Below are 24,477 nucleotides of genomic sequence, written 5' to 3' on the forward strand. Positions count from 1 at the left end.
AATGGTTCCTACTGCATCGAAAAGTATCGACTCATTTGTCTGGCATCATAGTGATCAATCAACCAAAAGGGATGTTGATTAAAGCGACGGAATTGTTGGGTGAGATACGCTTTTCGATCTTCATATTGCTGCTGAATTTTTTGTTTTTGATCCCGGGTGATAAATACCAGAGAACTAGCACCTGTTTCGAGATCGGTGAGTTCAACGAATCGCCATAAGGGAAAATCGAGAAATTCTTTAGACTGCCATAACACCATAGGCACAACTAAATGTGCTGACAAAACAGTCATCAATGACTGTAACTGTGCTTCCGGCCAGTGAAAGTCGGAAACTAAAAATACCAGTGCAGGTTTGCCTGGTAATACCGGAAAAACCTGCTGAGTCGCTTCAGCCTGATTGGACTCTGGGCGAAGCTTTGTCAGCTCAGTGGTCAAAGCTTCGGCATCATCCAGCTTCAGCAACTTTTCTTTGAGCAGATAACAGGAAAAACGATCATTAGCCGCATTGACTGAGTCTTTAGTACTGTCATAGACCTCGCGTAGCAATGAGGTTTTTTCACCATAGAGCATTGAGGATGAACCATCGATAAGTAAGATGACATCGATTTTGCTACGTTGCCGAAAACTTTTTACATGCAGGGATTCAAATGGATCAGTCAGGCTGGCATTTAAATCCAGCCGTGAAGTATCGGGTTCATCTAAGAATAATGATTTCTTATAAAAATCCGATCCGGTACCGCGTTGCCGGCTTTTATGTGAGCCCAGCATTAAGCCACTGATTAGACCAGTGGTTTTGTAATCAAAGGTTTGATTCATGGTGATTGAATCGTATTCAATGCAGCCGTGATCAGTGATTCAACAATGTCATCACGGTTATAGTCATACACAGGATTTAAAAACAGTCTGTGCTTGGCTATTTGACGAATAATCATATGGAAGTCTTCTGGCACAAGTGCATCACGTCCATTCAACCAGGCATTCACTCTGGCCCCACGAGCCAGATAACTGATACCGCGAGGGCCCATACCGCCGCGAATCATATTACTGGTATCAACATCGGTGATTTGAATGCCATATTCAGCCGGTTCACGCAGAGCGCGGCAGAGGTGATAACCATAATCCTGTACTTTTTCACTTGTATGCACATGATCCTGAATGGCAGCAGCAATATCATTCAGCTGCTGAAACGGCACAATCGCTTTATCGGCCGAATCCACCAGTTTGTCAGCGTCATGAAAACGTGGATTGAACATCAGATCTTTAAGTTGTTCTTCTGACTTTGGCTGCTCAACATGCAGCTCCATCATAAAGCGATCACGTGCCGCTGCTGGTAGCTCAAAGGTTTCATCCTTTTCAATACGATTACGGTCAGCAAACACCTGCAAATGTGGGAAAAAATGTGTTTGGTTAAACGCGTGTACGCTTCGTTCAGCCATGATTCTCAATAATAGAGAATGGACTTGTGGACGTGCTCGGTTAATCTCATTGAAAAAGAAAATAGAGAGTTCATCGCCATGTTTCAGTACCGGCCCAGAACTGACACCTGGTTTACCATTTTCACCAATATAGGTGTAGTAAACGAGATCATGTGGCATCAAGTCGATGGTGCCTTCAATACGTTCAAAGTTACCACCCAGACATTCAGCTACCGTTTTCAGCAAGGTGGTTTTACCGACACCCACATCACCTTCTAACAGGATATGCCCTCGCGACAGGGTGGCAATGGTCATTAGTCTGACGATATGTTCCTGACCAAGAATAGTGTTATTGATGCTGGATTCCATCTGACGAATAAGCGCATGCCAATCTGACATCGCTATCGTTGAGGTTTTAGATAGCTGGTTCATAGCGGTTTCACATGGAAGAAAAAGAAAAGACCGGCCTGAGAATAAGGCCGGTCAGCTTCAGTAGTGGATTAATAAACCCATTTACCTGTTTTTTTGAACTGTTCAACACGATCTGCATTGCGTTTTTCCATTGCTTTTAACGCGGCATCTTGTTTGTTCAGTTCTTTTTCGCTGTGTTTTGGATCGTATTTAGATCCTTTGATTTTGTCTGGAAATCCAGGTTTGGCTTCCCAGCAATTACCAGCTGCTTTACATTTTGTTCCATCATAAGCCATAACTGCACTAGCACCAGACAACATCATCAGGGCTGAACAAGTAACAGCGATTGTTTTTAGTTTCATATTTCTCTCCTTATTTTTGCGACGACATAATGAATTGGTGTGCTGCCACTATGACGGCACACCACCCATTAATTAATGATGAGTTTTATTAAAGTTATCCATTGCCTCTTTATATTCTTCCGGCACTGGTTTTGGTTTAAAGTTGGCTTTTTCTTCTTCAGTCAGCCAATCCGCTTTATCAACCGATCCCCAATAAATACTTCTTACAAAAGCCATGATGTGTAAGATTTCATCTTTTGTGAGGTTGTTGTACTGTGGGCCCATCATGCTACGAGCACCACCGTAGATAGTTTCAAAGAAGCCTTTATCATTAGCGTTTTTCGGGTAGGTGTAATAATCATCTCCCAGAGCCGGACCTAATTTGCCTTCCGCCAAATGCCCATGACAACCTGAGCAGGCAGACATAAACAGACTTTCGCCTGCTTTGATGGCATCATCGTCAGTGTTGTACTTGTTTTCCCCGGTATTGAGGAAATGCTCTACAGCCTCTGTTTTTTCACCTTTCTTGCCAAAAGATAAGTCCAGTACATCACCTGTAACTGTATTTCTGAAAACCAATTGAGATTGAGCGACAGGAATCAATGCCACGGAAAGTACCGAGACAGTAAGTAAAGCGATTCCCCGAATCTTCTTTGGCAAAAATGTTTTTTTAGTCATGATTTAAAAAATTTCCTGTAATAACAAAGAGTATTTTTATTAGTGTTATAAAAGTGGGATGCCTTCGTCTTTCAATACGGCTTTGATCTTCGGATCAGCTTTATGCAGAGCTGTATTGATTTCTTTCAACAGTTCCTGATCGTCACTGCGCACAGCGATCGCTTGTTCAAACTGTTGTCTGACGCCTTCGCCATCATGAGTTGGCGCTATTTCTTCAGATACCACCATCTTTAAGGGGATTGATGCTGATTTAACATAGCGCGCTGCTTCTGGTGCCCAGATATGAGCGATATCAGCTTTACCTGAAACCACCTCTGAGACCAATAAATCAGGTGCGTAACGGACATACTGGTTACGACGTGACTTGAAGCCGATTAATGACATGGTGTAATTGAAGTTGCCTTCATATTTATCAATTTCACGAAGCATCACTTCTGAAGGACTGCCAGGCACGATGGCAAACTTAGACATATCTTTTAATGCCGGACTTTGCCAGTTCTTAATATCCAGACCTTTGTCTGCTGGATAGATAAAGGCATATCCTGATTTGTAATAAGGATCACTGGTCGCGACACGAGGGTCACCTTTGTCTACGCCCATGACGACATCACATTGGTTTTTAAGTAGCTTTTCAGTAACAAGAAAAATAGCTGCTTTGTCGGACCAGACGAACTCTAGTTCCCGATCCATGGTATCCGCTAGAATTTTTGCCAGTTGATTCTCAAAGCCTTCCTGCTGCTTATTTGAATAAGGCATTTCATCACTGGCTGCACACACTTTGAGCGTGCTGGTATTGGCTTGTGCATTAAAGGCTAAGCCACTGCCTAATAGGAGTGCCAAAAAAGAAGGTAACATCCGACCTGATTTGGCTTGTTTCATGTTTCGTTTCATCATGTTGGTCTCTTTGATGGAGGCCAGCAACCATCAGGTTGCTGGCCAGGTTTCTAACGAAATAAGTCTTAAGTTATTGACTTGTAAGCTACTGCTTACATGCCGTATTCACCTAAGCTCACATCGTCATATGGGCTCTTACCATCAAGTGAGAAGACCATGACACCACCACCCATTTGAGTGTTTCTTGCCAGTTCTTTAAAGGCACCTACTGCACCTAAACCAGCTGATGGGTCATTCAGGTCAAACACCAGACCAACTGCAGGCCAACCACCGACACCGTAGTTGATAGCAATATACTGTGTACCTTTATGTGTGTAAGTCATAGGATGACCGATAACACCTGAAGGTAATTTGAATTTCCACAGTAATTTACCAGTGTCAGCATCACGTGCTTTAATGAAGCCGTCTAATGTGCCGTAGAACACTAAACCGCCTTCAGTTGCAGTGGTACCACCCCAAACAGAGAATTTCTCCATTTTTTCCCAGGCAAAGTCACCAGTAATCGCGTTGTAGGCTTTAACTTGGCCTGAACCGATACCGTTTTGACGATCACCTTTAGGACCAGGGTATGTCCATACGTTGGCACCCACGAAGAACTGACCTGCACGGTATGGCAACATGAACGGTTCCCAATCCATACATAGGTGGTTAATACCTAAGTAGAACAATTCACGTTTAGGATCGTAAGAATCGAAACCTTGGTTATGGAAGCCCATTGCTGATGGACATATATCACGTGAACGGTGTCCCATACGTGTTCCGTATTCAGGATCACGAATTGGCAGACCTGTTTCTAAGTCGACTTTTTTCACCCAGTTGGCAGTGTCATCCATTTTGTTAGCAGACACTAAATCACCCGTTTCACGATCCAGTGTGTAGATGATGCCGTTACGGTCAGGGTGAGTCAGCAATTTACGCATTTTGCCGTTTTTGTCTTTTTGCTCAGAAAGCATCATGACGTTAACACCAGCGTAATCCCACTCATCATGAGGTGTTTTTTGGTAACCGAATTTGGCTAAACCGGTTTCCAGATCACGACCCCAAATGGTCATTGTCCATTTGTTATCACCTGGACGCATAGTTTCGTTCCATGGAGCAGGGTTACCTGAACCATAGTAGAACATGTCTAATTGTGGATCATATGCATACCAACCCCAGTTAGTACCACCACCAATTTTCCATGCGTTATCTTCCCAGGTTGATGTACCTAGACCTTTTTGACCGTAGTGTGGGTTAGCTTTGTTGAAGTCTTTATCCAGACCAACATCTGAATCAGGACCTGTTGCATACCAACGCCATACCATTTCACCAGTATGAATGTCGTAAGCAGTTACATAACCACGAACACCTAATTCAGCACCAGATGAACCCTGGATAACCAGATCTTTAGCTACGAATGGGGCTGCTGTTTCTGTTTGACCAACGCTGATATCACCGTTTTCTACTTTCCAGTATTCTTCACCTGTTTCAGCATTTAACGCGACAACGTGACCATCCAGTAAGCTTTTCACGATCATGGCTGGTGCTTTGTCATCACCAGGCCAGTAAGCTAGACCACGGTTAACAACGTCACAACAAGCCACAGCACGTGCTGCTGGATCTTGTTTTGGTTTGTGTTCCCATTTGATCACGCCTGGCTCATCCAGATCGATAGCAAATGTGTTATTAGGGAATGGTGTATGAATAAACATTGTGCCATTCACAACAAGTGGAGCACCTTCGTGTCCGTTTAATACACCTGTTGAGAATGACCATGATGGACGCAGTTTTTTAACGTTGTCTTTATTAATTTGTTTGGCAGTACTGTAATGGGTACCAGAGAAGTCTTTCCCCTGCATTACCCAGTTTTCATTGCTTTTAGACAATTCTACTAACTTATCATTTGCAACTGACATGCCTGACATCAATCCGAGTGCGGATGAGACAGCAAGCGCAGTACCGATTTTTGACCACCGGCTATGATGCATTTCTCTCATATATCCTCCTATTTGTTTTGAGAGTCAGTCAATGCTGACTTTGTGTATCAGCTGTAAAAAAGCACGGCTGAGCACAAAGGTCATCTTCTTATCTTTGCTGTAACAGGGGATAGAGAGCGACACCTTAAACATTCAGGGAAGTTATCCTTAAAACGATGGTGAGGCTTTATAGGTATAACTACTTATTGTTATTTATCAGAGCGTTAGGTTTTGTTTTCATTTTTCGATGGGATGGATGAGTAAAAACATAATGAACTTTTTCACTAGCTTTGCTTAATTGGGCGGTGTAGTAATCAGGCCTGTTTTTTGTGCCAGGAAAATAATCTCAGCTAAATTATTGGTACCTAATTTTCGCATCATATTGGTTTTATAATTTGAAACTGTTTTAGGTGCCAGAGCCAGATTTTCAGCCATTTCATTGATACTTTTACCTTCAGCTACCATTCGGAATACGGCAAACTCCTGGTGTGATAAAGAATGTACTTTCTGATCGGCATGAATGAGTTTTTCCATGGCAATGGAACGAGCTATTTCAGTACTGAGATAATGACCACGGCTGGAGATAGTCTTAACGGCCTCAATCAATACGGAAGATGGACAGGACTTGGTGATATAACCGCGGGCGCCCATATCCATAGCTCGCATAGCAAGGGTCGAATCATCATGCATGGTACAGACAAGAATTTTGGCTTGAGGATCTCTGGCTGTAATCCGGCGGATACATTCAAGTCCACCGGCTCCGGGCATACTGATATCAATGATGCAGACATCGGGTTTGTTACTGACATATAGTCGGTAACCTTCTTCAGAGTTGCTGGCCTGACCGATAACGTCAAAGCCTGAAGAGTTCAATAAATGCTGGTAGCCATCTCGAAGAATGGCATGATCGTCGATTAGTAAAATAGTCGTTTTGGACATAATGGTTTACTCAAACAATGGGGTCATAAGGAATCGTAATAGTTAAACAGGTTCCCTGAGGTTGTCGTGCTGCGATATAAAATTCACCATCAAGTGCTTCGCAACGTTCACGAATACTGATGAGACCAAGGCCTTGTTGGCTTTCAATATTGGTATTAATGCCCTGACCGTCATCCTCCAGCTTTAATTGAATACAGGCATTGCCAGGTTCGCGGAATTGGTGAAAATGAATAAACACCTGCTCTGCATCAGCATGCCGGGTAATATTGGTGAGTCCTTCCTGAAGACCACGGTACATCGTCAGGGCAACCGGTTTGGGGATTTCGTTATCATTAATATCGAGCGATATATTTTCAGTACCAGAAAATGATTGCTTCCATTCTGATACCAGCTCTCGTACGGCGCCTTTCAGCCCAATACTGTCAAGACTAGGCGGTTTGAGATGGCGTAGCTTATTGCGTGTAATTGAACGCAGCACCGTGGTGCTGTCCATGACGGATTCAAGAATGGGCTTGAGAGCGGTGTTGTTGGTCTGGTTTAAAGCCACTGTCAGATTAGCATCCATTGCAGCCAGGTGTTGACCAAAAACATCATGAAGTTCAAAGGCAAGATGATCGCGTTCAGATTCTCTGACTAAGGCTATCCGTTGTACTAATGACTGCTTATCGTTGAGCAGCTGGCGGATTTTTTTATTGTTTTGGCTTAATTCTGCCTGCATAGCCAAATTATGTTTCAGAGATAATGATAGTTCTGAAATACGTCGGCTGCTGAACCAGATAAGGCCTGCACAAAAAACCAGTAGAACAAAAATAATTTCATCAAGCTGATAGAGCTCACCGAGGGCAGTCCAATCGATATAACGTTCAGCCAGATCGAAATACGATGCGACAAGATAAGTAATAAATGACGATAAGGTAATCCAGACGACATCGCGTTTAATACTTTGTTTACGCAGACTATTAGTACTGGGATGTTTTTGGAGCTGCAGGCCTTCCATAATGTATTCATACGTCAGCAAAAAAGAAAAGTATGAAGGAGAGATGGCGATTTACCCATAGCCTAAGATGAGATGGGGAGCAAATCACGCAGACATAGATGAAAAGGTCCTGCTGAAATACAAGGACATGTCTCTAACGGTATCGGCACAATGCTCAGTACGATGGTCGAGTTTTCTATTCACTTTGAGGAAGAACATGAAACTCGTGCCACTACTGCTTTCAGTATTACTTTTTTTTCCCGGAATTAGCCTGGCTGATTCCAGCACACACAAAACCTATGAGGAAATGGCATTCCTCAAACACTTTACTGGAAAACCCCCCGAATTTATCAAAACGGAGTTAGGTGAACCTGACAGCATTTCTAAGAAAGAAAACGCGAGTGGCACGGTTGAATTCTGGATTTACCGCGATCTCGTTCAGCAAGCACACTCTGACAAAATTTATCGCTATACCCAATTCGGCATCGTTAATGGTCATGTCGAAACATTGGGGCATACCAACCGCGATCCTAAATAACATCTTATCTACGATACTTTAAATTTAAAGAGGAACACTTAATGAAATTATGGGCAACCGCCTTGATGGCAAGTCAATTATTCGTCACTAGTCTTGCTTTCGCTCATGGACCAACACCACAAAAAATCGATGAAACCATCGTGATTGATGCACCCGTTGAAACAGTATGGAAAAAAGTATCAGATTTTAATGGTATTGCAGATTGGCATCCAATGGTTGAATCCGTGACTTCACCAGAAGAAGGTACTCGAGTGCTTAAGTTGAAAGGTAAAGGTGAAATTACCGATAGTCTGGATGAAAAAGATGATGCGAAACATTATCTGAGTTACCGCTTACTGGAAGAAAATATTGAAGCATTTCCTGTGAGTTTTTATACCGTCAGTATTGAATTAAGCAAAGCAAATGAAGGTACGGAAATGAGCTGGAAGGGACGCTTCTATCGTGCTGACACTGGCAACTTCCCGCCCGAGCAATACAATGATGAATCGGCTGTTAAAGCTATGGAAGCATTTGCCAAGACAGGAATGGCCAGCCTAAAAGAATCCCTTGAAGGGAAGAAATAAGTGAAGTTGCGTTTAGGTCTCTCATTGAGCTTATTGCTAGTGGCGATGCCACTAGCAGCTCAACATGCCTATATCAGTAGTCAGGCGGCAAGTAAAATCACCGTTGTTGATATTGATAAACAGGACATAATGGCTGCAGTCGATGTAGCAACTGGGCCCGTTGGCATTTCCTTAGATAATCAGCGTAATCAATTATTCGTTACCCATCCGGAAATGGGGGTCGTTACCATGATTGATACGAAAACGAATAAAAAACTGGGTGAAATTAGAACCGGTGGACAACCTTTTGCCATCGCAGTGGATCCATCCGGTAAACATCAGGTTTTTGTTTCTGACTGGGAACGTAATGCGGTTGTTGTGATTAACCCTGAGACAAAATTAGTTGTTGATATTCTATCTGTGGGTAAAAATCCTGCTGGTTTAGCCATAGACAGTAAATCAAGACGTATCTATGTTGCTAACCGCAATAGTGACACATTAACCGTGCTTGATGCCGATACGCCGCGTCAGTACGCTGAAGTTAAGACCGGTAAAGCGCCTTATGCTGTTACCGTGAGTCCTGATGGCAAACGTATTTATGTCACAGCGATTCAGGACAATACGGTAACGGTGATCAGTGGTGATGATTACAAGGTCATCAAAACACTAGAAGCGGGTATCGCACCCTATGGTGTTGCTGTGACGCCAGATAATCAGTGGTTATATGTGGCGAATCAAGGCACTAACGATGTGTGGGTATTTGATACACAACATTTACAAAGAGTGGCAAAAATTGACGTTGGCGAAATGCCCGAAAGTATTTCTTTTACAGATGACAGTCAATATGCCTATGTGACTAACTGGTTTAGCAATACTTTGTCGGTGATTGATATTAAATCTCAGAAAGTGATTAAACAGATCGCTATGCCTGATGGACCAAGAAGTCTGGGCCGCTTTATTGGCGACTAATTACTGCTGTTTTTTTGCATCCAATAATTGTTCAATGATATTAAAGTGAGCTTTCAGTTCAGCAATACCAGTATCTTTAATAGGATGCTGGTCTTCCTGAAACTGATATTTCAGACTATTGGCATTATGATAAAGCTCTGTATAAGCCAGTTTCATCGACTCTATCCATACTCTATCAAACAAATTCTGTTTCCTGGCTTGCTCCAGCCATAAACTGAAGTGACACTTTTTATGGTTCATCAGTGGCCAATGAGCAATATTGTCAGAGTTTGATTCTAAATTGGCAATAACACGATTCAGCCAATAATTAATCTGTAGTGTCATCAATTCAACTAATGTCTGTTCTGCATTAAGCTGTCGGTTAGCCAGCTCGATCCATTGCATATTTGGCTGATAATTAGTGAACCATTGATTGCAATCATCGGCGGACATTGGATAAGCGATAGCATAACCTTGTGCTAAGTCACAGCCCATAGCCAGTAGCATCATGCCATGCTCTGTTGTTTCTACACCCTCAGCAATGACCTGATGATGGAAGGCATCTGTCAGACCGATAACGCCATCAATAATAGTGTAGTCATTAGGATCATCAATCAGATCACGAACAAAACTCTGATCTATTTTTACGGTATCTACAGGAAGGTGGCGTAAATGTGTCAGTGACGAATAGCCGGTGCCAAAATCATCCAGCGAAATCTTAAGACCAAGCGTATGACGACAGGTTTTAATGATAGAAGAAATATTATTAAGATCGGTTAAAACACTGCTTTCCAGAACTTCTAATTGAATCAGATAGGAGGGCACATTCGGATACTTGGCTAAAACACGATCCAAATGATCAAATAAACCATGCCATTGCAGATGGCGCGAGGAAATATTAATACTCATTTCCATAGTCCAGCCATGCTCAATCCAGTCACTAAGCTGTTTTATGGCGCGTTCAATAACCCAGTTTCCTATATTTATCTCCAGCGAACTGCCTTCAACGATAGGCAAAAAGTGACCCGGCGTGATTAAACCTCGCTCAGGATGTTGCCAACGTATTAATGCTTCAGCGCCAATGATTTCACCGGACCGCATATTGACCTTGGGTTGATAGAACAGGACAAGTTGCTCCGATATCAACGCATCTTGAATCGATTTAAATTGATTTTGCTGTTCAGACATTTGCTCGTCTTGCCGCGTATCAAACATATGATGACGTTGACGGCCCGACACTTTTGCCTGATACATGGCTTGGTCGGCATGGCGTAGCAAGGTATCCGCATCGGCATTATCGAGTGGATAAAGGGTGATACCAATACTCGCACTACAACTGATGGCATTGCCATCAATATGGTAAGGAAGCTCAATGGCATTGCGGATACGATTTATCAGCGTTTCACAGTGCTCTGCTGAACTGACGTCATTGAGTAATAAAGCAAATTCATCACCACCGAGTCGTGATGCGGTGTCATCTTGCCTGATACAGGATTGAATGCGAGCTGATACTTCGATAAGTAATTGATCGCCAGCTTCATGGCCGTAGGTATCGTTAACGGGTTTGAAACCGTCCAAATCTAAAAAGACGACAGCAAGCAGGCTCTTATTACGATTACTATGGGCAATAGCTTGTTTGAATCTGTCAGCAAATAAGGTTCTGTTAGGCAGTTGAGTTAGCACATCGTAATGCGCCATCATTTCCAGTGCATGCTGTTGCTCTTTGCTCTGGGTAATATCAGAGAACATGCCGAGATAGTGAATGGTTTCACCATAATCATCGACTAATGTGGAGATGGTCAGTAACTCTGCATAGAGTTGACCATCTTTACGTTTATTCCATATTTCCCCTTGCCAGTGGCCTTGCTGGCGGAGCTCATTCCACATCTCTTCAAAATATAAAGCATCGTGTTTATTGGAGCGTAATATTGAAGGATTTTGGTGCAATATTTCTTCCCTGCTATAGCCTGTGATTTCTGAAAAGGCAGGGTTTACATCCACGATCAGGCCATCCGCATCGGTGATAAGAATGCCCTCGTGTGCTTGGGTAAAGACCCTTCCGGACAGTTTTAACTTCTCTTCTGCGCGTTTTCTCTCGGTAATATCGTAAAGGATGATTAATGTATCCGGTCTCGTATCGCTGGTGACTTTACGGGCATTGGCAATGACTGAGCGTCGTTGCCCATCTTTACAGATGAGATCGGTTTCAATCGATTCAAAGTTGAAAGACACATATTGTTTACTAAAGGCGATACCCGTTTGTCTAATAAACCGTTCACGTGTCTCTATTTTGGGAAAGGTTCTGAGTAACCAATCATCCAGCGTCGGAATATCGCTTAGCTCATAGCCGAAAGAGCTAATAAAAGCCTGATTGAGGTAAGTAATCTTACCGTAATTATCGATAATGATTTCTGGCACGGGTGAGGTATTCAGCACATCACTTAGCTTGTCGTGGGGTGTCAGTAAACAGTAAGGTTATTTCAGGGTAATCATCGCTCAGCAGTGCATTACTAAAGTTACCTTTTTCTATAGCAACTGTTTTGCCTGCCAGATTGTTTAATGAACCGATGTAGCCATTGATATCCGTATTAATAATAACCACAGGATTTTGAATATACGGGTCGGTAAATTTCAGGTATTCCTTACGTTCAGGGGTTTCATTGAGACAGGCCAGCATATCGATTTCATCGTTTTGGGCCATAGTCATCAGTTCATCCCAACTTCGGTTAGAGATGATGTCAAATTTCACACCGAGACGTTCTTCCAGCAAGTTGATGTATTCAGCTGCCAGACCAACATATTCACCATCCTTATTGATCCATTCATAGGGAGCAAAGTCTTTGTCTACACCGACTTTGATAACAGGATGAGCCTGCAACCACGCCTGCTCATCTTGAGTGAGTGATAGCATGGTACTGGGTTGATGAATGGAGTGGTTAAGGGTTTTCTCTGGTAAAGCAGGCGCGACCCCCAGTTGTGCATAAATATCTGCAATGCGTTTGAGACGACCAGGTTCAATACTGCCGAGAGGTATCAAATCCGCCAATATTAATTTTTTTGTCTCTCTTGCCTCAAACCTGAGGCGGGACAGGCTTTGTTCGGCACCGTATTTCTGCTTGATGATTCTAATCATCTCTTCACTATGCTCGAGCGCATAATGCCAGCCTTTTAACGAGGCTTTGAGCATACGTTGGGCCCGGCCTGGATACTTTTTTAGTTCGTCATCACTGGTAAATAAAATATCGCCGTAAAAGTCAAAACCATAATTACGTGGATTGATGATGTTGATAGGGATTTTTTTCTGCAGAAATTCGTAGGGTTGATCGCTGATGTATCCAGAAATGACATCAACGTCATTATTGACCAGGCTATCAATGCCCATTTTCTGGGGGATAATATTGATATCTTTGAGTCGAATATCCGCGTCATTCAACAGGGTTCTTAAGATGGCATCATTGCCATTTGTTGAGTCAAACATGACTCGCTTTCCTGCCATTTCATAGGGACTGACAATCCCGGATTGTGCGCGTGACATAAATACTAAAGCGTCATGCTGGAATATGGCAGCTAAGGCTTTTATAGGTAAACCGTTCGCATATTCAGCCAGAATCCCGATACCACCGATACCATAATCGGCTTTTCCGCTGACGACCTCATTGACGACATTAATGCTAGGTTGACGCGGACGAAGTTCAACATCCAAGCCTTCCTCTTTATAAAATCCTTTTTCAACAGCAGCAATATAGCCTGCAAACTGATATTGATATTTCCATTTCAGTTGCAAACTGACTTTTTCCAAAGGTACAGCTTCATTTGTACTTTCTACTTGAGCATAGCTGGATAGCGACAGACTCAGTAAAAGACTAAGAAGACATACACAAAAAAATCGATGGCTTATCATTTGTAGTGATTTACACCCATGAATAATGCTCAATGAATTGTATAGAGGATAAACATCTATGTTTATAGCTTTCCATAGCACGCACACATAGATTTAGATGTTGTGTGTCGGTACGGAGATGATAACCTAATCAAGTCTAATAAGAATAGCGACGTTATCCCGAAGCTCTGGGGGACACTCGCATTTCTATTTCAAAGATCGGCTCTAAAAAAATCGATATGCCTCAGCAAAGCTGAATTAGCTATATTGCTGAGCAACAGTATTTAGTGATTATCAAGCTGTTTTGAACCAGCAAAATTCAGTTGTTGCCATGCTTGGTACAAGATGATGGCTGTTGCATTAGAAAGATTAAGACTTCGACTGTCAGGCAACATCGGTATGCGTATTTTTTGCCCATCATCGAGTTGATTGAGAACATCGCCAGGCAAACCTCGTGATTCCGGACCAAACAGCAGGATGTCTTCATCTTTATAGCTGGCTTGATGGTGATGTTGTGTAGCTTTTGTAGTGCAGGCAAAAATTCGTCTGGCGTTGCTCCATACTAGGAAGTCATCAAAGTTCTTATGTACGATGACATCAGCAAATTCGTGATAATCCAAGCCCGCACGCCGTAAGCGTTTATCATCTATGGCAAAACCAAGCGGCTCGATCAAGTGAAGACCGGCACCAGCATTAGCGCATAAACGAATAATATTGCCCGTGTTGGGAGGTATCTCGGGCTCAAACAGAGCAACGTGCAGCACGGTAAATCAGGTTTCGTCTATGTAAAGTTTTAAACTCTGGCCTGGTTGTAATGTTGAGCGATCACTTAAACCATTCCATTCTTTTACATCAGCAACACTGACATTAAATTTTCGTGAGATTGCCCACAGTGAATCACCGTCTTTGATGGTGTAGTTGACCGGTTTTCTGACGTCCACTGCACTGGTGATGACGAGTTTTTCACCTGCACGCAGAATGTCTTTGGCCGATTTCTTATTCTGTTGAGTCAGCGTTTTTACATTGGTGTTATTTTTGCGGGCAATATCCCACCAGGTATCACCAGCTTTAACAATATAAGTCGATTTAGTGACTTTTTCAGGCGATACATTTTTTTGTACTTTGTTTACAGCTAACTGGCTGATGTTATGTGATGCGACCGGGATAAGTAGATTTCTTCCCGCACGAATTTGAGTACTGCCGAGTTTATTGGCTTGTTTAATAACATCAACCGTGGTGTCGTAATTTCTGGCAATAACGCTTAAAGATTCACCACGTTTAATTTCATGGCGTGCCCATTGAACACGTTGTGAAGCGGGCATTTTTGCTAAAGCGGTTTTAAATGTGGGGATTTTTTCAAGTGGCAATACTAATTTATGATTGCCCTGTGGCGCTGTTGCCCAACGATTGAATGCCGGATTTAGTTGATGCAGTTGTTTTTCACTGATGCCAGCCATCTTAGCCGCCATGGCTAAATCAATCTGAGAGCCGATATTGACCTGACCAAAGAAAGGTTTGTTAGCAATTGGGCTTAACTCTAATTCGTAACGTTCTGGATATTTCACCATATGGCTGACAGCCATTAAACGAGGCACATACGCAGAGGTTTCTCTAGGAAGATCCAAAGACCAGAAATCAGTTGGTTTACCTTCTGCCTGATTCTTTTTAATGGCTCGTCCGACGGTACCTTCACCACAATTATAAGCAGCAAAGGCGAGTTGCCAGTCACCAAAATCGTTATGAAGCTTTTCAAGATAATCAAGTGCAGCGTTTGTTGACTTAACTACGTCACGTCTGCCGTCATACCACCAATTTTGCTCCAGACCGTAAAGCTCACCAGTACCTGGAATAAACTGCCATAGTCCTGCTGCATGACTGGGTGAGTACGCCATCGGTTTAAACCCGCTTTCAACTACGGGTAATAAGGCGACTTCCATCGGCATATTACGTTTTTTGACTTCTTCAACAATGTAATAAAGATAAGGTCTGGCTCTCTCTACCACCCGTGCTACATAATCCTGATGATCAATAAACCAGCGAAGTTGGCGTTCAGTATCCGGCTCTAGGGTCTTATAATCAGAAATCACAAAGCCATTGCGAATGCGTTCCCAAACATCAGTTGGGTCTTGGGGAGGAAGGGTGATTGGTGGGTTTTCTGAGGAGAGAGGGTTTTCGTTTTCTTCTAGGGATTCGTTGTAAGCTTGTTCCCAGGGAGTGTGTTTCTGTTTTTGCTTCGCTTTAGAATACGTATCAGACGGCGAAGTCGAGGCTGCCGCGACTTTTTCCGGTGTGCTGCTACAGGAAGCGACAAGTAACGTAAATACCGATACGAGTGCTATTCTTATCATATTTCGAGTAAACATCCGCGCTATTATAAGCAAGGATTTTCGACCTGTCTCCGAATAATTTATAAAAGTTGTAATTACTGATGGTTGAACAGCTAAATAATTGGTGGGGTGTTTTTAGTTTTCCCCAGGAAAAACAATTCGTTATGCGATGCGCAGATGTTTGTCTGGAACTTCGATCTGCTCCTCATCAATGGTGGGCTGGTTATGAATGGCAACAAAATATTAACCAATTTGAGCCTTCCTTAAGAAATGAAATCAGTCCTTTTGAGTCGCCACCTAAGCATGAACAACGTTTTGTTTTTGCTGAACTTCCAGAAAAAATGGTGATTCGACCAGCCTTGGCTGATCGTCCAGTTGTCTGTCGGCCAGTGGTTTCTGTAAGTTTGTTGCCGTTTCAGGAGGTCACGCTGTTTGTGTGTCTGCCATTATGGTTGCAGCTCGGTGCTGGCACAGCTGAACAAAAAGTATTGGACATTCCAACGGTGAAAGTATGTGACTCCTGGTTTGGTCCAAATACCCGTGAGGGTGTGTTGAGTTATGCCTCGCAAGTGAGTGAGCAATTAGATGTGAAGCCTATTGCCAATAATAAAGCGAGGGCCGCTATTGAAGTTCGTATTCAGAACCAGTCTGAGCAAATGTTAACACTGGATAAAATTAGTGTGCCTGCACCTAATTTAAGTTTGTATGCCGATAAACACGGACAATTCTGGACACCACGTATAACCTTGGTCAGACGTAATCAGGATGATGCGATTTTGAGTTTGGACGAGGTGATAAGTGGTGGATTACCGCTCAGCGAACTTGAGCTGGTTTGCCCGGCCAGAGAAGACATTGGACGTAGCAAAATTACCAAGGCCATTTCAGCCTTATTTGGTTAATAACCTGAGCGAGAATCTATGACGGAATGGATTAACAATTTAAATGCAGAATGGTTTATGTCTGCATTGGAAGCGCTGATTTATTTTATTGTCGGGCTTATTTTGGCGAAGATGGCCAGCCGGGCTGTACGTCAATGGAGTAAAAACCGCTTTGATACACATCAACAGCTTTTGATGGCACGTGTTGCCTCCTATTTGATTCTGTTGGTGTTTGTTGTGATGGGCTTAAATGCTATTGGCTTCAACCTGGGCGTTTTGATTGGTGCCGCCGGTGTTCTATCCGTCGCCATCGGTTTTGCTTCGCAAACATCGGCTTCAAATATTATCAGTGGTTTGTTTTTAGTCGCTGAGCGACCTTTTTCTGTGGGCGACTTAATCAAGGTGGGTGAGACGACCGGGGAAGTGCTTTCAATTGATTTATTGTCAGTGAAGTTACGCACGTTTGATAATCTGTTTGTACGGATACCTAACGAAACATTAATTAAATCTGAAGTTACCACTTTGACTCGTTTTCCTATCAGGAGAATTGATTTAAGCATCGCTGTTGCTTTGAAAGAAGACATTAAGGCGGTCAGAAAAGTCCTGGAGAAAGTGGCGGAAGCGAATCCACTTTGTCTCGATGAACCTAAACCGAAATTTGTGTTTCTGGGCTTTGGTGACTCTTCATTAAATATGCAGTTTTCAGTATGGGTGAAGCGTGAAAGTTTTATTGAGCTCAAAAACAGTATTCATGAAGAAATTAAAGAAGCGTTTGATACTGAATCGATAGAAATTCCTTTCCCTCATCGATCCTTATATACCGGTTCTGTAACCGAACCTTTTCCGATTCGTTTGGTGACGGATAATGAACCAAAGCCAAAAATGGATAACAAGGAATAGCTGCTCTGTCGACAACAGTCCATCTAGGATAAGATCAACATAAAACTCAGATTAAAGGGAGATTCAGTGGCAAAGCTTAGTGGACAATTGTCCAAAATGCAGGTCAGCCTGACTAACAACACACAAGCAAATTATGCAATAAAGCTCGATGAACAATTATTCGCTTTAAATGAGGTGATCGGTCAGCCGATTTCCTTACATTATCAAGGTGAAATACATTGTGTGAATTGCAACCGTTTAACCAAAAAAAGTTTTAGTGGTGGCTTTTGTTTCCCCTGTTCACAGAAGTTAGCACAATGTGATTTGTGTTTTATGAAACCAGAAATTTGCCACTATGATCAGGGCACCTGCCGTGAGCCTGAGTGGGGGGAAGCAGTATGTATGCAGGATCATATTGTCTATCTGGCCAATAGTTCTGGTTTAAAAGTCGGTATTACCCGTATTAATCAGATTCCTACACGCTGGATTGATCAGGGAGCCACTCAGGCTGTGCCTATTTTCCGGGTCAAAAGCCGTTATCAATCAGGCTTGGTTGAGGTTATGTTCAAACAGCATGTTTCTGACCGAACTGACTGGCGGAAAATGTTAAAAGGCGAAGCGGAACCGCTTGATTTAGCCGCAGAAAGAGATCGACTTTTAGCTTTGTGTGAAAGTGAAATAACCCTGCTGCAACAGCAGTTTGGTGAGTCAGCTATTCAGGTATTAACAGCTGAGCCTGTGCAAACGATTGAATATCCAGTGAATGCTTATCCGAAAAAAGTCAGTTCGTTTAATTTTGACAAAACGGCAACGGTTGAAGGGCGACTGGAAGGTATTAAAGGCCAGTATCTGATATTAGATAAAGGTGTTATCAATCTCCGCAAATTTAGCGGTTATCACATCGAAGTGGAGGTATAAATGTTTTACCGCATTATGCGTGATCTGATGTTTCGTCTTGATGCCGAAAAGGCGCACCACCTAGGTTTGGTCGGTCTTGATTGTCTGGAAATGACCGGTATGTCATGGTTGATGACACGTAAAATGAATATGAAGCCAGTACGGGTGATGGGCCTGACTTTTCCCAATGCTGTCGGGCTAGCTGCCGGTCTGGACAAAAATGGTGATCATATTGAAGCCATGTCAGCACTGGGCTTTGGTTTTGTGGAAATTGGTACGGTCACACCAAGACCACAGCCTGGGAATCCGAAACCGCGATTATTCCGCATTCCTGAAGCACAGGGCATTATCAACCGTATGGGCTTTAACAATCTGGGCGTTGATCATCTTATTGAACAAGTTCAAGCGGCGGATACAAAAACCTTAATTGGTATTAATATCGGCAAAAATTTTGATACACCTGTTGAGAAAGCGGTAGATGATTATTTAATCGGTCTGAATAAGGTTTATCCGCACGCTGACTATGTCACTATCAATATTTCTTCACCCAACACGCCAGGACTTCGCACGCTGCAGTTTGGTGAGTCGCTGGACAGTTTGTTATCTGCCTTAAAAAATGCGCAAGCTGAATTAGCAGAACAATACGAAAAATATGTACCAATGGCAGTGAAGGTTGCGCCAGATCTGACAAAAGAGGAAGTGTCTCAACTCGCACAAGCATTTAATAAACATAAGATTGATGCGGTGATAGCTACAAACACGACAATGGTTCGTGAGACTGTAGCAGGCCTGAAAAATGCTGATGAGGCGGGTGGTTTGAGTGGTGCGCCTGTTTTTGAAAAATCCACCGAAATTGTCAGACTTTTCCGGGAAGCACTCGATGATGACTTGCCTATCATCGCTGCGGGTGGAATCATGTCTGCACAACAGGCGTTAGCCAAGTTGGATGCTGGTGCATCCCTTGTACAAATTTATAGTGGTCTGATTTATCAGGGACCTAAACTTATTCGAGAAGTGATTCAATCCATATCAAAGAGGAACTAACATGGAAACTGCAACCGGAAGTATTGTCGCATTCTGGCTGATCAATATTCTCTATGCTGCGATCATCGTTTTTGTGGGTCGTATTGTGGTCAAGTGGCTGGTAAAAATGTCACGTAAATTAATGGTCAGAGCAAATCTTGATCCGATTCTGATTAATTTCTTCAGCACTATTGCTAATGCCATCTTATTACTATTTGTACTGATTGCAGCTTTAGATCAGCTGGGTGTCGATACCACATCAATGATCGCTGTGCTTGGTGCGGCGGGCTTAGCCGTCGGTCTGGCGCTGAAAGACTCTCTGCAAAACTTTGCTGCGGGTGTGATGCTGATTTTATTCAGACCTTTCAAAATTGGTGACTTTGTTGATGCCGGCGGAACAGCTGGTGTGATTGAGTCGATTACCATTTTCAACACGATTATGAAAACAGGTGATAATCGTGAAATTATTGTGCCTAATGGCATGATTTATGGCGGCACTATCACCAACTTCTCAGCAAAAGATACCAGACGAATCGATATGGTTTTTGGTATTGGTTATGACGATGATTTGTTAAAAGCTAAAAAATTATTGACCGATATTGTCACTGGACATGAGAAAGTGATGGCCGATCCCGCTCCTGTTATTCGGGTATCAGAGTTAGGTGATAATAGTGTGAATTTTGATGTCCGTCCATGGGTTGCCGCCGATGATTACTGGCCGGTTCGTTCGGAATTGATTGAAACCATTAAATTAGCGTTCGACGAAAATGGTATCTCTATTCCATACCCACAAATGGACATTCACTTTAACAACCTTGATAAAGAAGATGAAAAGGCTGCTTAAAATTGATCTTTCCATGCTCTTAGCGCTGTAAAGACGGCTTGGCTATTGGAAAGCGGGCGACCGGAAAATGTTTCGGTCGCCTTTTTTATACTGTCTAGTTCACAACGCAGGAAGGGGTTGGTTGCCAATTCATCCTCCATCAAAGAAGGAACCGTAGCTTGTTGCTGCTGGCGGGCCTTTTCTGTTTGTTCAAAGCGTTGCTTTAGCAAGGCATTTTCTGGCTCTACTGCTTTAGCAAAACGTAAGTTGGCTAATGTGTATTCATGAGCGCAATAGATTTCTGTTGTAGCGGGTAGCGTTGCTAACAGCTTGAGAGAGGAATGTAGTTGCTCTGCACTACCCCCTAATAAACGGCCACAGCCTGCAGCAAATAACGTGTCACCGCAAAACAATTTTCCTTCAGCTAAATAGCTGATGTGACCGGGGGTATGTCCTGGCGTATTCAGTACAGTAAATTCAGGAAATGCGGGGTCAACCTTAACTGTGTCTCTGCCTGATAGTGGATGAGTCACTCCATTTATGTTTTCATTAGCCGGACCATAAACTGGGATGGTAAGGTCTTTTGTTAACTCAACAATACCAGCAGTATGATCGGCATGGTGATGAGTAATAAAGATGCCAATGAGGTCCAGATCTTTAGATCTTAATGTGTTCAGAACGGGCATGGCATCACCTGGATCAACGACAATAACTTTATTCGTGCCTTGCGCTTGAATAAGCCAGATATAATTGTCTTCAAATGCGGGAATTCGGTGCACGGTCAGCATGGTTTCTCCTTGTAATAGGCCCAGAGTATGAATGAGAACAAACAACGACGACTGAATCAATGGTGGCATAGTCCATTGGGTGAGATGCTTATCCAACAGGAGCAGGATACCCTGACATCACTTAATCAGCCTTTAGTCGGCTATTTTTATGTTCAATTAGGCGGGCAATATTGTTTATTTCCACCTTCTAATCGCGCTATTAAAACAAGCATTGTGGGACCAACGGGGGATTTAAATGCTAGCGCCGAGGCGCTGCCTTTCAAGTCTCATAGTATAGATAATTTATTACTTTTACATGTGCTGGAATATGCTCATGACCCACATCAGGTACTGCGGGAAACAGAAAGGGTCCTTGCTGCTGATGGCAAAGTCATCTTATGTAGTTTCAATCCCTGGAGTTTTTGGGGGCTGCGTCGTTTGTTTTCATGGCAGGATAATGCGCCATGGCACGGCCACTTTTTTACTCAAACCCGTATTCGGGATTGGTTAGCACTATTAAATTTTGAAGTGGTTGAGCATCATAAAGTGATGTTCAGGCCACCTTTTAGTCGGTTGAGTTGGCTAAATAAATGCCGCTTTTTGGAGCGCTGGGGAAAACGTCTATGGCCGTGTTTTGGCGGCGTAACAATTGTGGTTGCTTGCAAAAGAACAATTCCACTTAACCCAATTAAACAACGCTGGCGTCAACCGAATTTGTTTCCGTCAGCTGGTTTAGTCAATAAACCGATAACAAGAGAAGGAACAGATGGACCACGTTGAGTTATTTACTGATGGTGCCTGCAGTGGCAATCCGGGCCCGGGCGGCTGGGGTGTCATCTTGCGTGCAAAGGGACAAGAAAAAGAGCTGTCAGGTGCCGAAAAAAATACCACTAATAATCAGATGGAAATGATGGCTGTGATCGCAGGTCTTGAAGCATTAAAACGCCCTTGTCAGGTGACAATTACCACTGATTCACAATATGTCATTAAAGGCATGACTGAATGGTTATCAGGCTGGAAAGCCAAAAACTGGAAAACAGCAGCAAAGAAGCCAGTGAAAAATGTTGAACTCTGGCAGCGCCTTGATAAAGCGGTAGCCTCACATCAGGTAAAATGGGAATGGGTAAGAGGTCATCAGGGACATATTGAAAACGAACGTGCAGATCAATTAGCTGTTGCCGCCAGAGAGCAAATCACCGGTAAAAAATAAGAGGACACCATGGCAGAAAATATTGTTAAACGACAAGTGATTCTGGATACCGAAACCACTGGTATCAGCACAGCTGAAGATCACCGCATTATTGAGATTGGCTGTGTGGAAATGGTTAACCGTCGCCTGACAGGACAAACATTTCATCAATATATTAATCCACATCGTGAAATTGATGCGGGCGCAATTGAAGTCCATGGAATTACTAACGAATTCTTAGCCGATAAACCTAGTTTTGAAGATGTTGCTGAAGACTTTTTACAGTTTATCGAAGGGGCTGAGCTCATCATTCATAACGCCCCGTTTGATGTGGGATTTATTGATCACGAACTGAAAAAACTCAAAGGTGAAAAGCGTAGGGTGAATACCTTATGTAGTGTATTAGACACCTTGAAAATGGCCAGGGATAAACATCCAGGTCAGAAAAACAATCTCGATGCCCTATGTAAACGTTATGACGTGGATAACTCCAATCGTGAGCTACATGGCGCCTTACTGGATGCTGAGATCTTAGCTGACGTTTATTTAGCCATGACCGGTGGTCAAGTCTCCATGCTGCTGGCTGCTGAGGAAGAAGTCGAAACCAAATCATCATCGGATAATGAAGTCGAAGAAACTCTGTCTTCTGTTCCTTCCAGAAAGCTCAGAGTTATCCGTGCCTCAGAGGAAGAGCTTGTTGCACATGAGGCGATGTTGGAGAAAGTGCAGAAAAGTAGTGGTGGGGAGTGTGTTTGGTTAAAGTCATAGGTTAGTTTGTGAGCATAGCGAGTTTTAACTAAACGTCAGACTTGTAGGTTGGGTAGAGGAACGAAACCCAACACGCTCGTTGAATTAAAGCATCGAAGCTGCCGCGGGGCGTTCATTTATTTTGCATGCCCAAAATAAACGAACCAAACAAAAGGGCACCCGATATTGCCTTATCTCTAAAAATTCACTGTATTTTATGGCGTGGACACCAACTCGCTACGCTCAAACACGTGTCCACTTAATCCATAAAATACAGCGAATTTTTAGCGGCAATAGACGGGAAGAGTGGAAGCTTTTCAAATCCCCGTTTGTGCTGACGAGTAGCACAACTTTGTCTGGATAACGGCTGGTTAGTGTTTGATTCGTGGCATCCATGCCACTCACCCTTTGGGCGCCTCCGGCGTCCAAATTTGTTCCAGACAAATTTGTGAGCGTAGCGAGTTTTAACCAGACGCCAGACAAAGTGAGCAACGCAGTGGAGCCGCAGGCCAGCACGGTGGGGTGCCCTAGGGTTGTTAGGGAAATGGGCAAGCATTTCCCTGACTCGCCATCAAGGCGAAACTAATGACTGATAACTCTGAAGATAAACCTCTGTGTATTGATGATGGTTTGTTTTTTATACGTTGTCGTTTGGGCGTGCGTTTATTTTGGACAAGCAAAATAAATGAATTCGGGCTTAACCCGAAACCTCAAAGCTCAGATATTAGATAACGCTTTGAATACAAGTAGAATCACAAAAAATCAATAAATTCCAAAGTTCTCCTTGAAATCAAATTTTTCACCCCCAGATTGACGTTCTGTTAGAAGCAAAGCGGAATACTATCATCATGAGCAATGAAGAAATCGAAAAGCCAGAAGTAGAAGCGAATGAGCAGGCTGAAACTGAGGCATCATCAGAAACAGAAAAGACGACAGAGCAGTTACTGGAAGAAGCACAACAGCAAGCCGAAGAAAATTGGAATCAAGTGTTATTGGCTCGTGCTGATCTGGAGAATGTTCGCCGCCGTCATGCTCGGGACCTGGAAAATGCCCATAAACACGCCTTAGATAAGTTTGTGAATGAGCTTTTACCTATTTGTGACAGCCTTGAGTTGGGTCTTAACGCGGCCAAGTCAGAATCAGCCTCATTAGAAGCGGTTCGTGATGGTATGAGTATGACGATGAAAATGCTACTCGATAACATTGGCAAGCTTGGGCTGGAGCAGGTTGATCCGGTCGGGCAACCTTTTGATCCTGAGTTACATCAAGCCGTGTCAATGCAGCCAGCCGATGGCATTGAAGCCAATCATGTTATTAGCGTGATGCAGAAAGGTTACAGTTTTAATGGCCGTTTACTTCGACCGGCAATGGTTGTGGTCTCTCAATAAAAATAGATTCGGGGCTTGAAATTTTAATTTTATCCCCCAATTA

General features: G+C 43.1%; 25 protein-coding genes. 12 read left to right on the forward strand and 13 right to left on the reverse strand.

Features of this window, described 5'->3' with window-relative positions; genetic code table 11:
* Window positions 1-8 precede the first annotated feature (8 nt).
* The 8 genes from BM232_RS13065 to BM232_RS13100 form a co-directional block, all read right to left on the reverse strand.
* Window positions 9-815, reverse strand: coding sequence for a DUF58 domain-containing protein (locus BM232_RS13065; RefSeq protein ID WP_091715515.1), 807 nt, complete (start codon window positions 813-815; stop codon window positions 9-11).
* Window positions 812-1,846: an AAA family ATPase gene (locus BM232_RS13070; RefSeq protein WP_091715518.1), complete on the reverse strand. Its 1,035-nt coding sequence runs from the start codon at window positions 1,844-1,846 to the stop codon at window positions 812-814. The genes BM232_RS13065 and BM232_RS13070 overlap by 4 nt, the downstream gene beginning before the upstream one ends.
* 68 nt (window positions 1,847-1,914) lie before the next feature.
* Complete coding sequence (locus BM232_RS13075; RefSeq protein WP_091715521.1) at window positions 1,915-2,187, reverse strand: methanol dehydrogenase; 273 nt, start codon at window positions 2,185-2,187, stop codon at window positions 1,915-1,917.
* Between the two features lie 72 nt (window positions 2,188-2,259).
* On the reverse strand, window positions 2,260-2,844 hold the full coding sequence (gene moxG / locus BM232_RS13080; RefSeq protein WP_091715524.1) for a cytochrome c(L), periplasmic: 585 nt from the start codon (window positions 2,842-2,844) through the stop codon (window positions 2,260-2,262).
* Window positions 2,845-2,889: 45 nt separating this feature from the next.
* Window positions 2,890-3,738 carry a methanol oxidation system protein MoxJ gene (moxJ, locus tag BM232_RS13085; protein ID WP_245752948.1) on the reverse strand — a complete coding sequence of 283 codons (849 nt, stop codon included), beginning with the start codon at window positions 3,736-3,738 and terminating at the stop codon, window positions 2,890-2,892.
* A gap of 92 nt (window positions 3,739-3,830) precedes the next feature.
* Complete coding sequence (locus BM232_RS13090) at window positions 3,831-5,714, reverse strand: methanol/ethanol family PQQ-dependent dehydrogenase (protein ID WP_091715527.1); 1,884 nt, start codon at window positions 5,712-5,714, stop codon at window positions 3,831-3,833.
* A 273-nt stretch (window positions 5,715-5,987) separates the two neighbouring features.
* Window positions 5,988-6,632 (reverse strand): response regulator transcription factor, encoded by a 645-nt coding sequence (locus BM232_RS13095; protein WP_091715530.1) that lies wholly within the window; start codon window positions 6,630-6,632, stop codon window positions 5,988-5,990.
* Between the two features lie 10 nt (window positions 6,633-6,642).
* Entirely contained in the window at window positions 6,643-7,629 is a 987-nt protein-coding gene (locus tag BM232_RS13100; protein WP_091715533.1) for a sensor histidine kinase, read from the reverse strand.
* 196 nt (window positions 7,630-7,825) lie between these two features.
* Here BM232_RS13100 and BM232_RS13105 point away from each other — a divergent pair, with 196 nt between their 5' ends.
* From BM232_RS13105 to BM232_RS13115, 3 genes are read left to right on the forward strand one after another with little or no spacing between them, the layout of a single operon-like run.
* Window positions 7,826-8,146, forward strand: a complete 321-nt coding sequence (locus BM232_RS13105) for a hypothetical protein (RefSeq protein WP_091715585.1) — start codon at window positions 7,826-7,828, stop codon at window positions 8,144-8,146.
* Window positions 8,147-8,187: 41 nt separating this feature from the next.
* The gene (locus BM232_RS13110; RefSeq protein WP_091715535.1) at window positions 8,188-8,709 is read left to right on the forward strand and encodes an SRPBCC family protein; all 522 of its coding nucleotides are present in this window, start codon (window positions 8,188-8,190) and stop codon (window positions 8,707-8,709) included.
* Window positions 8,710-9,657: a YncE family protein gene (locus BM232_RS13115; protein WP_091715537.1), complete on the forward strand. Its 948-nt coding sequence runs from the start codon at window positions 8,710-8,712 to the stop codon at window positions 9,655-9,657.
* On the opposite strand, the gene BM232_RS15145 is transcribed toward BM232_RS13115, so the two are convergent.
* From BM232_RS15145 to BM232_RS13130, 4 genes are all read right to left on the reverse strand, one after another.
* Window positions 9,658-12,072, reverse strand: coding sequence for a sensor domain-containing protein (locus BM232_RS15145; protein ID WP_245752950.1), 2,415 nt, complete (start codon window positions 12,070-12,072; stop codon window positions 9,658-9,660).
* 1 nt (window position 12,073) lies between these two features.
* The gene (locus BM232_RS15150; RefSeq protein ID WP_245752951.1) at window positions 12,074-13,537 is read right to left on the reverse strand and encodes an ABC transporter substrate-binding protein; all 1,464 of its coding nucleotides are present in this window, start codon (window positions 13,535-13,537) and stop codon (window positions 12,074-12,076) included.
* A gap of 263 nt (window positions 13,538-13,800) precedes the next feature.
* The gene (gene trmL, locus BM232_RS13125) at window positions 13,801-14,280 is read right to left on the reverse strand and encodes a tRNA (uridine(34)/cytosine(34)/5-carboxymethylaminomethyluridine(34)-2'-O)-methyltransferase TrmL (protein WP_091715539.1); all 480 of its coding nucleotides are present in this window, start codon (window positions 14,278-14,280) and stop codon (window positions 13,801-13,803) included.
* A gap of 6 nt (window positions 14,281-14,286) precedes the next feature.
* Complete coding sequence (locus tag BM232_RS13130) at window positions 14,287-15,864, reverse strand: lytic transglycosylase (protein ID WP_245752953.1); 1,578 nt, start codon at window positions 15,862-15,864, stop codon at window positions 14,287-14,289.
* Between the two features lie 143 nt (window positions 15,865-16,007).
* Between BM232_RS13130 and BM232_RS13135 the strand changes: the two genes are divergently transcribed.
* From BM232_RS13135 to BM232_RS13155, 5 genes are all read left to right on the forward strand, one after another.
* On the forward strand, window positions 16,008-16,742 hold the full coding sequence (locus tag BM232_RS13135) for a hypothetical protein (RefSeq protein ID WP_245752955.1): 735 nt from the start codon (window positions 16,008-16,010) through the stop codon (window positions 16,740-16,742).
* An 18-nt stretch (window positions 16,743-16,760) separates the two neighbouring features.
* Window positions 16,761-17,621 (forward strand): mechanosensitive ion channel family protein, encoded by an 861-nt coding sequence (locus BM232_RS13140; RefSeq protein WP_091715547.1) that lies wholly within the window; start codon window positions 16,761-16,763, stop codon window positions 17,619-17,621.
* 96 nt (window positions 17,622-17,717) lie between these two features.
* Complete coding sequence (locus BM232_RS13145) at window positions 17,718-18,518, forward strand: DUF2797 domain-containing protein (RefSeq protein ID WP_177207334.1); 801 nt, start codon at window positions 17,718-17,720, stop codon at window positions 18,516-18,518.
* A complete protein-coding gene (locus BM232_RS13150) occupies window positions 18,519-19,541 on the forward strand; it encodes a quinone-dependent dihydroorotate dehydrogenase (RefSeq protein WP_091715552.1) in 1,023 nt (340 codons plus the stop codon).
* A gap of 1 nt (window position 19,542) precedes the next feature.
* The gene (locus tag BM232_RS13155) at window positions 19,543-20,364 is read left to right on the forward strand and encodes a mechanosensitive ion channel family protein (protein WP_091715554.1); all 822 of its coding nucleotides are present in this window, start codon (window positions 19,543-19,545) and stop codon (window positions 20,362-20,364) included.
* Here BM232_RS13155 and gloB read toward each other — a convergent pair.
* Window positions 20,361-21,131, reverse strand: coding sequence for a hydroxyacylglutathione hydrolase (gene gloB, locus BM232_RS13160; protein WP_091715557.1), 771 nt, complete (start codon window positions 21,129-21,131; stop codon window positions 20,361-20,363). The genes BM232_RS13155 and gloB overlap by 4 nt on opposite strands.
* A 27-nt stretch (window positions 21,132-21,158) precedes the next feature.
* Here gloB and BM232_RS13165 point away from each other — a divergent pair, with 27 nt between their 5' ends.
* The 4 genes from BM232_RS13165 (at window position 21,159) to grpE (ending at window position 24,434) form a co-directional block, all read left to right on the forward strand.
* Complete coding sequence (locus BM232_RS13165) at window positions 21,159-21,890, forward strand: class I SAM-dependent methyltransferase (RefSeq protein WP_091715559.1); 732 nt, start codon at window positions 21,159-21,161, stop codon at window positions 21,888-21,890.
* On the forward strand, window positions 21,877-22,320 hold the full coding sequence (gene rnhA, locus BM232_RS13170) for a ribonuclease HI (protein WP_091715562.1): 444 nt from the start codon (window positions 21,877-21,879) through the stop codon (window positions 22,318-22,320). The genes BM232_RS13165 and rnhA overlap by 14 nt, the downstream gene beginning before the upstream one ends.
* Window positions 22,321-22,329: 9 nt before the next feature.
* Entirely contained in the window at window positions 22,330-23,067 is a 738-nt protein-coding gene (gene dnaQ, locus BM232_RS13175) for a DNA polymerase III subunit epsilon (protein ID WP_091715564.1), read from the forward strand.
* 827 nt (window positions 23,068-23,894) lie between these two features.
* Entirely contained in the window at window positions 23,895-24,434 is a 540-nt protein-coding gene (gene grpE / locus BM232_RS13180) for a nucleotide exchange factor GrpE (RefSeq protein WP_091715566.1), read from the forward strand.
* Window positions 24,435-24,477 lie beyond the last annotated feature (43 nt).

It is taken from the genome of Methylophaga sulfidovorans, from assembly GCF_900114205.1.
Classification (GTDB): domain Bacteria; phylum Pseudomonadota; class Gammaproteobacteria; order Nitrosococcales; family Methylophagaceae; genus Methylophaga; species Methylophaga sulfidovorans.

Excerpts from the sequence above, each read along its gene's own strand:
- BM232_RS13065 (WP_091715515.1), bottom strand. The coding sequence starts at position 815 with ATGAATCAAACCTTTGATTACAAAACCACTGGTCTAATCAGTGGCTTA.
- BM232_RS13070 (WP_091715518.1), bottom strand. The coding sequence starts at position 1,846 with ATGAACCAGCTATCTAAAACCTCAACGATAGCGATGTCAGATTGGCAT.
- BM232_RS13075 (WP_091715521.1), bottom strand. The coding sequence starts at position 2,187 with ATGAAACTAAAAACAATCGCTGTTACTTGTTCAGCCCTGATGATGTTG.
- moxG (WP_091715524.1), bottom strand. The coding sequence starts at position 2,844 with ATGACTAAAAAAACATTTTTGCCAAAGAAGATTCGGGGAATCGCTTTA.
- moxJ (WP_245752948.1), bottom strand. The coding sequence starts at position 3,738 with ATGATGAAACGAAACATGAAACAAGCCAAATCAGGTCGGATGTTACCT.
- BM232_RS13090 (WP_091715527.1), bottom strand. The coding sequence starts at position 5,714 with ATGAGAGAAATGCATCATAGCCGGTGGTCAAAAATCGGTACTGCGCTT.
- BM232_RS13095 (WP_091715530.1), bottom strand. The coding sequence starts at position 6,632 with ATGTCCAAAACGACTATTTTACTAATCGACGATCATGCCATTCTTCGA.
- BM232_RS13100 (WP_091715533.1), bottom strand. The coding sequence starts at position 7,629 with ATGGAAGGCCTGCAGCTCCAAAAACATCCCAGTACTAATAGTCTGCGT.
- BM232_RS13105 (WP_091715585.1), top strand. The coding sequence starts at position 7,826 with ATGAAACTCGTGCCACTACTGCTTTCAGTATTACTTTTTTTTCCCGGA.
- BM232_RS13110 (WP_091715535.1), top strand. The coding sequence starts at position 8,188 with ATGAAATTATGGGCAACCGCCTTGATGGCAAGTCAATTATTCGTCACT.
- BM232_RS15150 (WP_245752951.1), bottom strand. The coding sequence starts at position 13,537 with ATGATAAGCCATCGATTTTTTTGTGTATGTCTTCTTAGTCTTTTACTG.
- BM232_RS13130 (WP_245752953.1), bottom strand. The coding sequence starts at position 15,864 with ATGATAAGAATAGCACTCGTATCGGTATTTACGTTACTTGTCGCTTCC.
- BM232_RS13135 (WP_245752955.1), top strand. The coding sequence starts at position 16,008 with ATGCGATGCGCAGATGTTTGTCTGGAACTTCGATCTGCTCCTCATCAA.
- BM232_RS13140 (WP_091715547.1), top strand. The coding sequence starts at position 16,761 with ATGACGGAATGGATTAACAATTTAAATGCAGAATGGTTTATGTCTGCA.
- BM232_RS13145 (WP_177207334.1), top strand. The coding sequence starts at position 17,718 with ATGCAGGTCAGCCTGACTAACAACACACAAGCAAATTATGCAATAAAG.
- BM232_RS13150 (WP_091715552.1), top strand. The coding sequence starts at position 18,519 with ATGTTTTACCGCATTATGCGTGATCTGATGTTTCGTCTTGATGCCGAA.
- BM232_RS13155 (WP_091715554.1), top strand. The coding sequence starts at position 19,543 with ATGGAAACTGCAACCGGAAGTATTGTCGCATTCTGGCTGATCAATATT.
- gloB (WP_091715557.1), bottom strand. The coding sequence starts at position 21,131 with ATGCTGACCGTGCACCGAATTCCCGCATTTGAAGACAATTATATCTGG.
- BM232_RS13165 (WP_091715559.1), top strand. The coding sequence starts at position 21,159 with ATGAATGAGAACAAACAACGACGACTGAATCAATGGTGGCATAGTCCA.
- rnhA (WP_091715562.1), top strand. The coding sequence starts at position 21,877 with ATGGACCACGTTGAGTTATTTACTGATGGTGCCTGCAGTGGCAATCCG.
- dnaQ (WP_091715564.1), top strand. The coding sequence starts at position 22,330 with ATGGCAGAAAATATTGTTAAACGACAAGTGATTCTGGATACCGAAACC.
- grpE (WP_091715566.1), top strand. The coding sequence starts at position 23,895 with ATGAGCAATGAAGAAATCGAAAAGCCAGAAGTAGAAGCGAATGAGCAG.